The following is a 13,138-nucleotide window of genomic DNA, read 5'->3' on the forward strand; positions in this document are numbered from 1 at the left end:
TTGGCTCGAAAGTATACGTCGCAGTGACTTTTTGACCATCTGCATCATTGGCTACTCTTTGCCAGCGAGGATATTCTCTCAACTTACGCTTTGCATTTGATTTTGATTTTTGGATATTTACTTCTGGAAAAAAAGTCACTTTTGCATTCTCCTTATGGTATAATAATAGTGTCATATATCACTGCCAGGGAGATTGCCTTGGCTTTTTTATTTCCATTTTACAACATGCTTATCCATATGATACGGCTCATCCAAATCAACCTGCCACTTTGGTCTACCACCCAGATTAGGTGGTTTGACAGGTTTCCTAATAGGCACACGGCTTTCTGCTAGGAGTGTTCTTATCTTTTCTTCTGACTTTTCAACAATTGGCTTAGCGCCTGATTCCAAACATCTCACATGCCTGAGTGAATAACCTAGCTTCTTGGCCAGCGACTCGATGCTCAGACCTAGTTTTAATCTTATTTCCTTAAATTCTTGCGGTGTCATAGGTCCTCCAACGATACCCACCGAAACTGTGGATATTTTTTTGCTTCTTCCTCTGTGCATTTGTAAGCAATATAATGATACACAGCAAACCTTGGTTCTGGCACATCAACCAGTAACACACCTAATTTTTCTGTCATTCCAATTCCTCCAATTCAAAATACTCAGCTAATGATTCTTTCAATTCATCTATATCATCACAATTATCAATCATCTCTTTCACATCAAATTGTGTATCCTCTTTATTTAATGTGTTTTCTTCAACCGCATTTACTACCCACATTGGATGAGTACCGACTTTTGAATACTCATCCTGTGGCAAGTTTTCTAAAAGTTCTTCATAACGCTCTTCAAGACAAATTAATTCACCTAAAACATCGATAAATTCTTTGTCGTCTTTACGCTTTTTAAATACTTCTGGTAAGTTTTGATTAGCAACTTCTGCATAAATAGCTGACCATTCTTCTTCACTAAATCGTGAATTTTCTACAAGTGGTCCATAAGTTAACGTTTTTCCGTTTAATTCTACCGTGTATTCCATTTTTACTTCTCCATTCCAATTCTTTCAGTGGCACAAATTTAAACCGCGGAAACTGTTCAGCTTCTTTGCGTGTGAGTTCCGTAGCTATATTCTAAATATTGATACTTCCATAATTTTGGTTCTGGCACATCAACTAGTAACACACCTAATTTTTCAGTCATTGGTTACCTCCATTGACAGAGCGATAACTTGATCTGCTTCTTTGTTAAAATACATGAGCGTTGTACCATTTTTTAAATTTTTGATATCATTTTTAGTCAACTTGACCGTGTGCACATCGTACTCATTATCTTTAAAACGAATTTTAGCCGCTTCTCTATTTGTCATCTTTTTCCTCCCACTTATTTCAAAAACATCTGTTTAAATATAGCCTCAAGTACATCAACCACGATTGCATTGCCTGCTTGTTTATATAATTGACTGTTACTATTGACTTGCTCTGCTTTTTCAAAATCTTCATCACTACAACCCATTAGTCTCCAACACTCTTTTGGTGTTAGCTTACGAATGCGGTAGTTATCAACTACCCCTTTGCTATCATCTGTCGTTATTGTATGTGCCATATTTTTTTGCACTCTCCCTCTTCTTGTTTTACTAAAAGGATAAGCAGTATCAATGCCATCACATTCTTCGGCCATTAGATACCCTTTTTTTGTTGCGTTAACTATTTTTAGTTGCAATTATCTGTCTCCTGCGTTTTTTTAAATAGTAGTTTAGGTTAGTACCTTTATAATAGTTAGCATCTATACAATAACTCGTGTCTGGTAAAATAAGTTGTTTAGTTTTTTCTTCTGACAAATAATATTTTTCGTCCACATCATCTTCCAAAATGTCCTTTAGTCTAATTGTCAACTCTTGTTTTTCAGGGAAAACATAAGGCTCGTGTTCTCCTAAAATGCTGACACAAAACACACGCTCCCGATTTTGAGGAATACCATAGTCTTTTGCATTTAATATTTGCCAATAGTTTGTGTAACCAAGTTCTTCTAGCCAATCAAGCCATTTATCAAAATTCGGCTTATGTTTTTTACCAACTAAATTTTTTACATTTTCCATAAGCAGATATTTTGGCTTCTTAGTAGCTATCACTTTTTGACATTCCCAAAGAAGACCTGACCTAGTTCCGCCATTCATATCTAGTCCGGCTTGTTTTCCGGCTACTGAAATATCTTGACAGTTGTGAGCAATGGTATTAAACACTGTAAATGAATGATCATCTTCAACTTCAATATCATATACTGTTTCTTGACCGTCATTCTCCAACCCATTAAATGGAAACCAAATATGTCCATCTTCATAAAATGCTTTATCTTGCTCCCCAGTTGTCATTTTAAAGGTTAATGAATAAGTATCTCTTTGATTCACAATTCTTCCTTCGATAATACTTGTAGCTGGTCTACTGTCTTTATAAATTGAATATGGTCGACGATAAACTTTAGCAATACATTGCCCAATACCATAAACTAGCTCTTCAGAGGTTGTAGTACATTTGTAAAGTTTATCAGTTTCAGAGTAGTAACCATCTCCGCTGAAATACCCTTCAACGAAAGATTTTAACAACTCAACTGGTAAGTTCAATACTTCTGGACTAATCTTTTTACCATGAGCATAATACCCAAACTGTTCCGTAAACAACGATAACTCTTTAATTGGAATATTAACTTTGTTCGCAGTACGTTCTTTTGAGATATTATAATCGATTAAACCATTCACTCGATTTTCAAATTCTTCCAATTTAACATCAGGTACAGCAATAATGATTCCACCCTGTTTACGACACCATCCGTCAGCAACATATCTACCCATCAACCACCAGAAATTATTGTTTTCCAATAATGGACTAATGAAATTCGTATGATACGTTCTATCACCATAACCAGTACCCCAAGAGTTGGTATATCCATCCCATACTGGTAACTCGCTGTTTTGATTGATTGATAAACCTAGATAGTGATTCTTCGTCAAACCTTTAACTTCAACCCATTGTGGATCGTGGAACAATCTGTCGTAAGATCGTTTATCATTATTCCATTTTCTATATCGTTCTCTTGTTAAGAACTTATGGTTTTCTGTGGTTTTAATATTATGAATAGCCATACCTTTAATGTTAACAATATCTTTGACACCTTGATTAAAAACATTTGTCACTTTTTTATACTGGTTTGTATGGGTTAAAACAGCATCTCCGATATTGATTTCATCAATACGCTTGTACCCGCTGTTTGTCAGCACCAAGGTGTCTCCTGTAAAACAAGGGAAACTATAGGTAAACAAATCATGGTCAGGTATTGTGTTCGGGTCAATTTTACTAATATCTCCTAGATTCGGACAATCTCCGTGTATTGCATCATAACTTGATAAGGCATATTTATCTATCTCTGCAATTGCCACTACTTCATGCTCTATTCCTAAATTTCTAAGCGCCATGCGTTGCGTTCCAATTCCACTAAACGATTCAAATACTTTAATACATTTCATTCTACCACCTCTTCCAAAACCCTTAGCATCAAATCAGCATCACTATAAACCGAACCCCAATCTTCCATGTCAGAAACAAATGGGTTAGCATAATTCATTGCTATGCTCATAATGTGATAACAGCCGTTTTTTAAAAATTGGAAATCTTCTTCCGATATTCGGTACATCTCATCTGTTATCCCTTTTTCTCTACAAAATTCTTCGTACATTGCCATCTCTTTCATCTTATCGGCAATACCTTTGATTTCCACCAATTCTCTATCGCTGTAAGTGTCTAAATGCTTGATGACTTCAATCAATGTTTTTCTGACTTCTTCAATTTTCATTCTTCCACCTCTTCGTGGTATTCAAACCAAACTTTTTTGACATGTGGGTCGTCGCATAAATTGCTAATTACTTCCATTTCGAAATCTATTTTTTCTATATCTTGCATAGTTAGCCTATCGCTTTTAGGATTGAAATATTTATCGTACTTACAATTCAGTGTTTCTCCCATAAATTCTTGCGTATAATGTACAGTTACTTTCATTTCCCCACCCATTCTAAAATCCGAACCATCTCATCATCTGTTGGTAAATCATTCCGATAAATTCGCTCAATCCGCTTCTCTGGTATACCTGTCTGCGCGCTTGCTACCTCAAACGGTAGGTTGTTGCTGTTAATTTCTTTTTGCAATAACATAGCCACATCAAGCGGATTAAATGCATCTGATAGTTTCGGTGCGTGTTTTGCTCGGTTAACATATCTTCTGGATCGTATCATAAGTACTCCACCTATTTTTCAAAAAACATAAAAATCATACCGATAATAATAGCCCAAATAACAACTAAAATCCCTATTAGACAAGATAACATGATGAGATTAAATAAAAAGTCTAATATCGGCCAATCCATCACTCCACCTCTTCTTTCATTAGCAATTCAATCGCATACTTGTACGAATCAATAAGCGGTTCGGCATTTTCTCTGTCTTTGATGCGTTTCTCATCGTAAAGTTCCTGTATAGACTCTAAGGCTATTGTTAAGCATTCGATAGGTGTTACAAAGTCTTCTGTTATATAAAATTCCGGCATTTAATTCTCCTCCACAGGCACAGCAAACCGCCACAACCGTTCGTCTTTCTGTTTGATTTCAGTTTCTGTCAATTTATCTGTGTAACCGTTCAATCCGTTACCGCTGTGGAATAGATATTTGTTTGTTTTAATATTTTTAAACAGCTTCCCCGAGCTTACTCCTTCAATCTCAACCGTGTACAGTTTCTCTTTCTCGATCTCATAGCCGTCAAGCCAAGCACGAGCGAATGTGTCTTGGTTACGTTGTGCCCATCTAGAAGCAGCCATTGACTCCACTCGCTTATCATTGCAGATAGCCGAGCCAAATTCATCTATTGGACTGATTGCACCAAGCAAAGTCGCCTCGTTTGTTTTGCACCACTTAATCCACTCAGCCACAAACTTCGGAACTACCACTTTCTGCAGTTCGTGGATTTGGTTAATAATATGGATAGCTGCGTCTCGCATTATTGCAAAATCATCGTATGCTTGTGTGCTCTGTTTCTTAATTTCCTCAATCGCTTCTTGTTTATTCATCTGTTTCCTCTGCATGTTCCGCATTTTCAAAATGGCCATTAAATAATTCAAATTTCATTATATTCCTCTACTTCTATTTCAATCTTGTATTTATCCTTGATTTGGCTTAGACCACCAAATTCAAACGTCATGTACTTAATAATTTCATGGTTGTCGTCTGCCCATAGACCTGCATCCGTCATACCGTCAACTAACGCTTTTATGGTTGGATAAAAGTTTGGTGGATCCATTCGTCTTTTAGTTGGTGCGTAAATCGTCACCACAAGCCCGCAGGGGCGTTTTTTTGTGTAGGCAGTATATTTACCCTCAGATACTTTTAAACGCCCAATTTGGCGAAGATAGGCAGTAATTTTAGCCTTCTGTGTCCAATGTGGTCTATCATTAGCGTTCAACATTTCTTTTTTGTGTTTTGTATTTGATAAAATAAATTCAAATTTCAACTAATAGCCCTGCTTTTACTTTTTGTTTTTATGTTTAAAATGGCAACTCCAAATCATCAATATCGACAGGACTTGTTTTCCCAAATGATGAGGTCTCGTTTTTAGAATAATTATTTGGCTTACTTGCTGAACCATTTAAAAATGTGTCAATAATAATTTGTGGTGTCTTAATACCCTGACCTTGTTGATTTGTGTACTCGTTCAATCGGAATGTTCCTTCAATCTCTACTAACTGACCAACAGAACTTTCTAATTGTTGTATATTGTCACGAAAAGCGATTACATTGATATACCCATTCTTCCACTCTCCGTCATCTTCTTTCCCGTTTGAGAAGCTCATGCTTGCTGTCATCATGGCATCTGTCTTTTTGTTGTACTTATCGTTAAAGTTGATATAGCCTTTGTTTGTTACTTTCATTGATTATTCTCCAATTTATTTAATAGTCCATCTGCTAGTGAGATTTGTTCCATCGTTATGTCTTCGATTTTTGCGACTCCCAATTTCTCACAGAACCATCTCGTGATTGAACCGTCATTCTTACCTGTCCTATCGATAACGGACTGTATACCATTCTTATATGCTTCGACTACTTCTTTTGGTATTTTAGTCTTCGCTTCTTTTTTCTTCTCAATTTCATCAACTAATGAATCAACATCTTCTTCACCAATCCCAAACAGCCCTTGTAAAGCGTATTTTCCTGCATAGGAACTAACCGCCCCTGTCCATTGTGGAACTTGCATTTGTTGGACTTGTTTAAGCTCACCAGTCTTATAATCTTTTGTGTTGAGAATTGGTACTGTGTCAAGCTCTGAAAATCTAGTGGCATTGCGAACTTCATCATCTTTTGTTGCAGTTGCTGTAGCTTTAACAAATATTCTGCCACCAACTTCAACAAGATCATCAGACACGTTTATTTCCCAACCACTATTTAATGTTTTGAAATGTGTGAAAATATCTTCTGCATTTCTAAAAGAATACTTCACTCCCTGTTTGCTAACCTTGCCGATCTGCATTTTCGCTTGTAATTCTGCAAAATTCATTGTCATATCATTTTACCTGCAAACTTTCTTTCTCGATCAATGTTGCACCTTCTATAACCTCACCAGCTTTCAGATGTTTAGCCAGTTCAGTTTTGATAGGCTTGTATTCTAATTTCATGAATTCAAGAGGGATTTTTGTTTCGTCTGAAATATCGACTTGCTTAGATTTTCGGAGCGACACAGTGAACAACCCTGCTTCCACCTTTTTTTTATCGCTCATTTTCAAAGCACGTTCAATAGCTTCTTTGTATTTTTCCGCTTTAGCCTTTGCGTTTTTTTCTTTTTCGTAAAATTCCTGTTTTGCCTGTTTGAAACTCTCTGCATCAGAAACTGCATTTTTTAATAGCTTGACAAAATATTCGATATTCCGCTCCAAGTCTTCTTGGAAGTCAATACTTTCTAATGTATCGTTGAAGGTTTCATCGCCTAATTCCATTGCTTGCAATTCTGCGTAAACTCCTTCTAGTTCGTATAATAGTGCCATGTTATAAATCCTCCGTATTTACATCAGCATAATGCTTTACTATTGTTTTGATTAAACTCAATTGACGCTCGCCCTTGTTTGAAATTTCTTCCGCATAACGGGAAATGTCATTTCCGTCTCGTTCTAACGATGTTTTCAGATGCTTCAAAATACGATCTAATTGCTCGTCTTTAACTCCAGCAAAAACCTTTTCTGTGTCACCGTCTTCGTCAGTTTCAATCTTATACGCTTTATTTGATTCAATATATTCATCAACCAACTTTATAGTGCTTCTTTCTGGACGAGAAACCCATTTGTTAGCTGTCTCAGCAATTTCTAAAATCATTGTTGCAAGCATTTTTGTTTCGTTTGACATTGTCATTTTCTTTTCCTCTTTTGTCTTTCTTTTTCGCTATTGGTAGCCCATCGCTACATTGTCTTTCCATTCGTCATAGGCTCTGTCTTCGTCTTCTGGTTCTGGTAACGCATCTTTGTAGATGACAACCAATTGCTCAGATAAGCATTTAGGACAGTTTAGCTCGCAGTCGTCTTCGTTTGTCACTGTACTATATGATTGACATTCCTTGCATCGGATTGTGTATTTAATCATCAGCACCCTCCATTGCCTCTAACTCAGCAAAGAGTTCTGCTAACTTTGCTTGTCCTTCTGTAGTCTGTTCGGTCTTTACTGGCTCGGTTGACCAAGTTGGAACATTTGTTCGCTGAGGTTGTGTATTGTTTCCACTGTTAGAGTAGTTGACCTTTTGTTCGATTCGCTGTCGTTCTCGCTCTTCGACTTGGACAATAGTCTTAATGCCATTCTGTTTCCAATTGCGTAGGATAGCCAAGATATATTTGAAATTCCGTTTGCCGTTGTCAGCAGCTTCTGTAATTGCTCTGATAACAACATCAACATCCATACCATCTAAAGTGACATATTCGGTCAGTTGCTGAAACTGAAAACCATCTAATGGACCAATTCTTTGTTGATAATAATTTTGAATGCTTGTGCCGGTGGTGGTTTTTTTATCATCTACATCTAACTCTATATTTATATCTATATCTTTCTCTATTTCTTTCTCTATCTCTATCTCTATCTCTGGTGGAGATTTCTCCGTTCCTATGGTGGAGATTTCTCCAAGTCGCTTTATTTTGTTATATCCTGCTCGTTTTCTATCAGCATCTTTGCTTGATTTTCCTACAAAATTTTTGATATTGGTCATATAGATTGCGCCGTTATCCAAAATCTCAATAAGTTGTAAGTCCTTAAATATATTTACAGCTTTCTCAACAGTTCCGACTTGATGCCTTGTAATAGTTGCCAACATATGCGAATTATACGGGATAAGGTTGTTAAACATGAGAATACCATCGTTTTTAAGGCTTCTTAGATATAATTTCAATAAGATATTGCTGTAAATATAGCCATCTGGCATACTTTCCAAAACGACAGCTTCATCACTTTCAAAGAAATCTTCCTTTAGTTTTAAGTAATAATATTTTCTATTGTCTGCCATTTATACCTCGTCTCCAATACTCTTCAAAATCAATGTTGCGTTGAATTCGTGCGGTTTCAAGTGTGGTTTCTGCCTGCTTCACATTCGCTCTCATACCAATTTCAAGTTCTTCCTTGGTCATAGCCATATATAACCCAAATGGTGCTGTCTTATGGCTGCCTACTGGATGTCCTTTCTTTTTGATGGCTTCTAGCACATTTTGCAAAGTGCGTCTACCTAGCTTTGTTCGTTCCTGCACTTTTTCAAATTTGATAGGGTTATCGAAGCGATACGGTAGGATAATGTTCAACACGTTTGCTTCAACAGTCGTCAGTTCCGTCATCTTCCAATATCCTTTCAATATCTTCTAAATGCTCTACATCCCCTGTCCGTTGAAATTTTTCAAGAGACAGGATGATTTGTTCTAGTTTCTCTTTGTCAGTCATCCAGCTTCTCCAATTCAAGTACTAGGTTTACATATGCTTCATAACTCTTACCAGATTTTTCGTTGTCTTTATAAGCCTTTTCAATCAATTCTTGACCTGTGCCAGAAAAACAGCCAACATTCCACATTTTGTTTGATTTTGTGTAAGTAAACCATCTAAAACTGGACCATGTGTTTTTAAAAACGATATAGTCGCTTGTCTTTGATACCCTAGCGTTGCCAGATACCTGAGCGCTGCCAGTTACCAGAGCGTCGCCATATACCCAAGCGTTGCCAGATACCCTAGCGTTGCCAGTTACCAAAGCGTTGCCAGATACCTGAGCGTTGCCAGTTACCAAAGCGTTGCCAGATACCTGAGCGTTGCCAGTTACCCAAGCGTTGCCAGTTACCCAAGCGTCGCCATATACCCGAGCGTCGCCATATACCCAAGCGTTGCCAGATTGAGATAGGTTACCTTCCTTCTCGATATATCCGCCTTTTTCATCTACTTCTACACTTCCAAAAGCAACCTTGGATCTTATGCGGAATAGTTTCCTACCGAACGTTTCGATGGTGTCATCGAGCAATAATTCAAATTTTTTATTCATTTTCAATTCCTTTCATTACGCAAATTACACAATTTCTTTACACGGCCCTTTAGCCAACGTTGCCTGGGCCATTTTGGTAAATGTAGCCCGTTCCATGGCAATCCCTTTTTGCACCAGGAGCCAATCTTCTTGTTCTTTCAGCGCTTTCAAATCCCGCTCTTTTCGCTCACGCTCCAGTTTACGAATTTCAAAGATAGCATTTGATGCGCTAAGCATCACGATAAATCCAAGGACTGCTAGTCCACCGATAATTTCTGACATATTATGCTCCTTTCTATTCTTGTTCTGTGTCATTAGCTTTCTTTTTAAAGAAATATAACTCAATATCTTCGCCTGAGATAGATAACAATTCCATAGCTTTAGAAATTTCTGGTTGTTTCCAAATTGTTTTATTGTTCAACTTTTCGGAGATAGACTTAGTTGTTACACCCAAGGACTTTGCAAAGTTCTCTCTAGTGCTGAACTTCTCGACGATACGTCCTTCTAGTTTTGAATAATCGTAAACCATATTGGCTCCCTTCTTTATTTTATTGTTCATTTAATGAACTTTATACTCTTATTATACACTAATAAAAACAATAATGCAACACTTTTTATTATTTTTTTGATATTTTTTTGTTTCTTATCCTAAACTTTTCTTATTTCTACTATATAATATAACGTTTTAAAATTTATTTATAAAAACACTTGACATAGTCGCATGACTATGATATAATTAAACCATAAAGATAACAAAAGCCCGCAGGGCAGGAGGAAATTAAAATGAAATACGATAACATGGAAACTATACACGAGGCTTTTAATGAAATATACGAGTCAGCTGTTGAGGGTTACGATAGCAAAGAAAAATTTGATGAATATCTAGCAAAACACGGTTGTATCTCAGGTATGGTTGACGGATTGATCTATTTTTGGGAAACAACTGAATTATTTGATAACTTTGAGGATGAATGCAACGATTGGCTTGAGGAATTGACAGAAGAAACCGGGTTAAATCCTTTTGAATTATTCCACAATTGGGACGTTGCTATTAACTCAGAGTATAATAAAAACACTGTAATTTGGGCAATGTTTGAAGAATATGTCGCGACAATGGAAACAGAATAAGACTATACAGTTCAAGCCGTCAGCAGGCTTGCGAGGGTCTGCTAGTCATTAAAAAATAAAAACATTTTTTGGAGGAAAACAAAATGGAACAAACAAAAGAATTGCAAAAGGTTAGTGAAACTTTTAGGACAACAAAAGAAATGACTTTACACAAGAAACAAATGATTGAAGGTATATGCGAATTTTTTGGTGTCACTAGGCAAGAAATGAGGTTACAACTTGGTACAATTGTTTTACAAGGCAATTATAACGGACAATGGCAAAATATAACTAGTGTTATAATAGATTTTCCAATGTGGATTAAAAATAAAAATTGGACGGATTATCGCTTAAAAACTCATGTGGTTAAAATAAAATAGTCAAAAGGGCTTGGTATAATCAATAACTTACAACTAATTAAAGGCAATCAGAAAGGAATAAACAAAATGCAAAAAGAGATCAAAAAACGTAGAGGGTATGCAACACAAGCTCAACAGCGTGAAGCTGACAAACGCTACTATCACGCAAGCGAGGAAAACAGACAACGAAAACAGTACTTAAACGCTCGCAGCACTGCAAGAAATTTTATTGAGAAACGTGCCAAGTTTGAGGATTTGAAAGACTTGCAGGAACGTATCGAAAAAAAATTAAAATATTTTAAAGAAAACACTTGACATAGTCACATGACTATGATATAATTAAACCATAAAGATAACAAAAGCCCACAGGGCAGGAGGAAAACATCATGAAAGCAATTGAAATCTATCAAGAATTGATTAACAAAAAATACAATCAATGGGATATCATCGATATTCTTGAAACAGAATACCATAACCAAAATTTCAATTCAGAATTATTCGAAGATTATCCATTCTTTGGAAACATTGCAAAAAATGAAATCAACTATGGTATCGAAGGTGCGGAAGCATTCCAAAATGTTATCAATTACATCGAAAACATTGATTTTGAATTCAATCAAACAACAACTAAAGGATACTAAAAAACTCTTAACGTGTCTACTCGCCAAAGTTTTGCACGTTAACAGCTGAACCTGTTGAAGGCTGGGCTGTTTGCAAATTCGAAAATGGTTTATACCATTTTGTAGAAAAGGTTTAAAATTTAAGCAATTTGCACACAAAAAAAGCCCCAGCAATCGCTAGGGCTGATTTTTATTTATTGATACCGTCAATCAATTTCTTAACTGTCGCATCGTCCAAGCTAGACTTTTGAGCCTTGCCTTGGAATGAGTCGAAAGTTGCTGTACTTACCGCAATATTCTTGACTCCTGCTTCCCAAAAGGCGATTGGATCTTTCGCATCCAAGATTGGGAAGAATGTTCCCCCTTGGACTAGTCCGATACCGCGTCCTGGTGCTGAAATTGTAAACATATCATTTTCCTCTTCTTTCTTTTCTTCTTTTGGCTTTGGTTCGTCATATTTTAGCCTAAACCACCCTGTAACATATTGATAGTCAGATACATTGCGATGCATTTCTCGCACATATCCACCACCACCGATTTCTAATTGGTCATTTTGACCATTGCCATTTTCGTCTCGATATCCGTCCACGTTTTGCTCTAATGTATGTAAGACATTAGGATCCGCTTCAATTACGATACCAATATGTCCATAAGGGTCTGTACCCCAATCGTACACAATAGAATCGCCCGGCTGTGGATACTTGTCTGGATGGTCGTTGTAAACTACAATCAGACCTTGCTGCGCTGCCTTTGCTAGCGTATCCTTGGCATTGGTATAAGCAAGATTTTTCTTTCCGTTTGTAAAGTGCTGAACAATGTGGTCATTAAAGGCTACGCACTGGCCACCGTACGGATTTGTAGGCACAGTTACCTTTTTACCGACTAGGCTTTTGCTGTAATTAACAACATCCTGAGCTGTTGTCATACTATCACTCCTTCCTGCCAATTAGCTTGTCAAAAGCATTTGTGACATTTTCAAAGACGGTAGTGTCTCCCTTGGCCTTGCCGTAGTTTTCGACCAAAGACTTAAATGTCAAGATAAGATAGCCAATGTAAATTGTATACAAAAAGGCCACGCCCGTCTGCTCAGGAAGCAAAACAGACATAGGAATTAGAATTGTGAGCAATACAATCCCTTGAATTTTCCGAAGTAGGCCGTTAATTCCAATCTTTGACTTGTATTCAATGCCTGGATTGATAACCGCAGCAAACGCGCCAGAGAAAAAGTCAATGATTTCCATGGCTACGATTAGTCCAAGCAAAAAGATGATGAGTCCATCTTCTGTTGCAATAACGGCTCGTAGTGATTCAAACATATTAAACTGCATCTATCCAACCTCCTCGCCAGTTTCTTTCGAACCAGCTGTCGCAAGTTCGACCATTTGACGTACTTTTTCACGGTACCGCAAAGGAACGTCATCAATTGTAATCCATCCAAAATCCACGATTTGCATTGTGTAGTAGTTAATAATAGCCATTTCGTTTTCTCCTTTTAACATTTTTATAAA

General features: G+C 36.9%; 28 protein-coding genes. 4 read left to right on the top strand and 24 right to left on the bottom strand.

Annotation, left to right across the window (positions count from 1 at the left end; all coding sequences use genetic code 11):
* Window positions 1-207: 207 nt before the first annotated feature.
* The 21 genes from ACTQ48_RS09075 to ACTQ48_RS09175 form a co-directional block, all read right to left on the bottom strand.
* Window positions 208-489: a helix-turn-helix domain-containing protein gene (locus ACTQ48_RS09075; RefSeq protein ID WP_441549882.1), complete on the bottom strand. Its 282-nt coding sequence runs from the start codon at window positions 487-489 to the stop codon at window positions 208-210.
* A 133-nt stretch (window positions 490-622) separates the two neighbouring features.
* Entirely contained in the window at window positions 623-1,027 is a 405-nt protein-coding gene (locus ACTQ48_RS09080; RefSeq protein ID WP_441549883.1) for a hypothetical protein, read from the bottom strand.
* Between the two features lie 153 nt (window positions 1,028-1,180).
* On the bottom strand, window positions 1,181-1,354 hold the full coding sequence (locus tag ACTQ48_RS09085; RefSeq protein ID WP_343118948.1) for a hypothetical protein: 174 nt from the start codon (window positions 1,352-1,354) through the stop codon (window positions 1,181-1,183).
* A 14-nt stretch (window positions 1,355-1,368) separates the two neighbouring features.
* Complete coding sequence (locus ACTQ48_RS09090) at window positions 1,369-1,665, bottom strand: DNA cytosine methyltransferase (RefSeq protein ID WP_441564067.1); 297 nt, start codon at window positions 1,663-1,665, stop codon at window positions 1,369-1,371.
* 22 nt (window positions 1,666-1,687) lie between these two features.
* Window positions 1,688-3,505: a DNA (cytosine-5-)-methyltransferase gene (dcm, locus tag ACTQ48_RS09095; RefSeq protein ID WP_441570699.1), complete on the bottom strand. Its 1,818-nt coding sequence runs from the start codon at window positions 3,503-3,505 to the stop codon at window positions 1,688-1,690.
* Window positions 3,502-3,831 (bottom strand): hypothetical protein, encoded by a 330-nt coding sequence (locus ACTQ48_RS09100; RefSeq protein WP_441549838.1) that lies wholly within the window; start codon window positions 3,829-3,831, stop codon window positions 3,502-3,504. The genes dcm and ACTQ48_RS09100 overlap by 4 nt, the downstream gene beginning before the upstream one ends.
* A complete protein-coding gene (locus ACTQ48_RS09105) occupies window positions 3,828-4,034 on the bottom strand; it encodes a hypothetical protein (RefSeq protein WP_441549839.1) in 207 nt (68 codons plus the stop codon). The genes ACTQ48_RS09100 and ACTQ48_RS09105 overlap by 4 nt, the downstream gene beginning before the upstream one ends.
* The gene (locus tag ACTQ48_RS09110) at window positions 4,031-4,267 is read right to left on the bottom strand and encodes a hypothetical protein (protein ID WP_441549840.1); all 237 of its coding nucleotides are present in this window, start codon (window positions 4,265-4,267) and stop codon (window positions 4,031-4,033) included. Before ACTQ48_RS09110 ends, ACTQ48_RS09105 begins: the two co-directional genes overlap by 4 nt.
* 130 nt (window positions 4,268-4,397) lie before the next feature.
* Complete coding sequence (locus ACTQ48_RS09115) at window positions 4,398-4,577, bottom strand: hypothetical protein (RefSeq protein ID WP_435534771.1); 180 nt, start codon at window positions 4,575-4,577, stop codon at window positions 4,398-4,400.
* Window positions 4,578-5,093 carry a DUF1642 domain-containing protein gene (locus ACTQ48_RS09120; protein ID WP_441549841.1) on the bottom strand — a complete coding sequence of 172 codons (516 nt, stop codon included), beginning with the start codon at window positions 5,091-5,093 and terminating at the stop codon, window positions 4,578-4,580.
* Window positions 5,094-5,140: 47 nt separating this feature from the next.
* Window positions 5,141-5,533, bottom strand: coding sequence for a hypothetical protein (locus ACTQ48_RS09125; protein WP_441549842.1), 393 nt, complete (start codon window positions 5,531-5,533; stop codon window positions 5,141-5,143).
* Between the two features lie 34 nt (window positions 5,534-5,567).
* Complete coding sequence (locus tag ACTQ48_RS09130; RefSeq protein WP_441549843.1) at window positions 5,568-5,951, bottom strand: single-stranded DNA-binding protein; 384 nt, start codon at window positions 5,949-5,951, stop codon at window positions 5,568-5,570.
* Complete coding sequence (locus tag ACTQ48_RS09135) at window positions 5,948-6,574, bottom strand: ERF family protein (protein WP_441549844.1); 627 nt, start codon at window positions 6,572-6,574, stop codon at window positions 5,948-5,950. Before ACTQ48_RS09135 ends, ACTQ48_RS09130 begins: the two co-directional genes overlap by 4 nt.
* 7 nt (window positions 6,575-6,581) lie before the next feature.
* A complete protein-coding gene (locus tag ACTQ48_RS09140) occupies window positions 6,582-7,058 on the bottom strand; it encodes a siphovirus Gp157 family protein (RefSeq protein ID WP_441549845.1) in 477 nt (158 codons plus the stop codon).
* A 1-nt stretch (window position 7,059) separates the two neighbouring features.
* A complete protein-coding gene (locus ACTQ48_RS09145; RefSeq protein WP_441569746.1) occupies window positions 7,060-7,413 on the bottom strand; it encodes a hypothetical protein in 354 nt (117 codons plus the stop codon).
* Window positions 7,414-7,639: 226 nt separating this feature from the next.
* Window positions 7,640-8,554: a phage replisome organizer N-terminal domain-containing protein gene (locus ACTQ48_RS09150; protein WP_441570701.1), complete on the bottom strand. Its 915-nt coding sequence runs from the start codon at window positions 8,552-8,554 to the stop codon at window positions 7,640-7,642.
* The gene (locus tag ACTQ48_RS09155; RefSeq protein ID WP_441549848.1) at window positions 8,541-8,876 is read right to left on the bottom strand and encodes a hypothetical protein; all 336 of its coding nucleotides are present in this window, start codon (window positions 8,874-8,876) and stop codon (window positions 8,541-8,543) included. The genes ACTQ48_RS09150 and ACTQ48_RS09155 overlap by 14 nt, the downstream gene beginning before the upstream one ends.
* Window positions 8,854-8,979, bottom strand: coding sequence for a hypothetical protein (locus ACTQ48_RS09160; protein ID WP_441564044.1), 126 nt, complete (start codon window positions 8,977-8,979; stop codon window positions 8,854-8,856). Before ACTQ48_RS09160 ends, ACTQ48_RS09155 begins: the two co-directional genes overlap by 23 nt.
* Window positions 8,972-9,565 carry a hypothetical protein gene (locus tag ACTQ48_RS09165; RefSeq protein WP_441570703.1) on the bottom strand — a complete coding sequence of 198 codons (594 nt, stop codon included), beginning with the start codon at window positions 9,563-9,565 and terminating at the stop codon, window positions 8,972-8,974. The genes ACTQ48_RS09160 and ACTQ48_RS09165 overlap by 8 nt, the downstream gene beginning before the upstream one ends.
* Window positions 9,566-9,589: 24 nt before the next feature.
* Entirely contained in the window at window positions 9,590-9,826 is a 237-nt protein-coding gene (locus ACTQ48_RS09170) for a hypothetical protein (RefSeq protein ID WP_149969365.1), read from the bottom strand.
* A gap of 13 nt (window positions 9,827-9,839) precedes the next feature.
* Window positions 9,840-10,073, bottom strand: coding sequence for a DUF739 family protein (locus tag ACTQ48_RS09175; protein WP_441570705.1), 234 nt, complete (start codon window positions 10,071-10,073; stop codon window positions 9,840-9,842).
* A gap of 254 nt (window positions 10,074-10,327) precedes the next feature.
* Between ACTQ48_RS09175 and ACTQ48_RS09180 the strand changes: the two genes are divergently transcribed.
* From ACTQ48_RS09180 to ACTQ48_RS09195, 4 genes are all read left to right on the top strand, one after another.
* Complete coding sequence (locus ACTQ48_RS09180; protein ID WP_441549852.1) at window positions 10,328-10,672, top strand: DUF7222 domain-containing protein; 345 nt, start codon at window positions 10,328-10,330, stop codon at window positions 10,670-10,672.
* 83 nt (window positions 10,673-10,755) lie between these two features.
* The gene (locus tag ACTQ48_RS09185; RefSeq protein WP_441549853.1) at window positions 10,756-11,031 is read left to right on the top strand and encodes a hypothetical protein; all 276 of its coding nucleotides are present in this window, start codon (window positions 10,756-10,758) and stop codon (window positions 11,029-11,031) included.
* A 66-nt stretch (window positions 11,032-11,097) separates the two neighbouring features.
* On the top strand, window positions 11,098-11,325 hold the full coding sequence (locus tag ACTQ48_RS09190) for a hypothetical protein (protein ID WP_441549854.1): 228 nt from the start codon (window positions 11,098-11,100) through the stop codon (window positions 11,323-11,325).
* Window positions 11,326-11,396: 71 nt separating this feature from the next.
* A complete protein-coding gene (locus ACTQ48_RS09195) occupies window positions 11,397-11,651 on the top strand; it encodes a hypothetical protein (RefSeq protein WP_441564050.1) in 255 nt (84 codons plus the stop codon).
* Window positions 11,652-11,820: 169 nt separating this feature from the next.
* On the opposite strand, the gene ACTQ48_RS09200 is transcribed toward ACTQ48_RS09195, so the two are convergent.
* Genes ACTQ48_RS09200 through ACTQ48_RS09210 form a run of 3 tightly spaced genes read right to left on the bottom strand, consistent with a single transcriptional unit; the run spans window position 11,821 to window position 13,108 of the window.
* Window positions 11,821-12,555, bottom strand: a complete 735-nt coding sequence (locus ACTQ48_RS09200; protein ID WP_441549856.1) for a CHAP domain-containing protein — start codon at window positions 12,553-12,555, stop codon at window positions 11,821-11,823.
* Between the two features lie 4 nt (window positions 12,556-12,559).
* Window positions 12,560-12,958, bottom strand: a complete 399-nt coding sequence (locus ACTQ48_RS09205; protein ID WP_441570707.1) for a phage holin family protein — start codon at window positions 12,956-12,958, stop codon at window positions 12,560-12,562.
* Complete coding sequence (locus ACTQ48_RS09210) at window positions 12,959-13,108, bottom strand: hypothetical protein (protein WP_441549858.1); 150 nt, start codon at window positions 13,106-13,108, stop codon at window positions 12,959-12,961.
* Window positions 13,109-13,138 lie beyond the last annotated feature (30 nt).

This window comes from Collinsella sp. Sow4_E3, from assembly GCF_052116285.1.
Classification (GTDB): domain Bacteria; phylum Actinomycetota; class Coriobacteriia; order Coriobacteriales; family Coriobacteriaceae; genus Collinsella.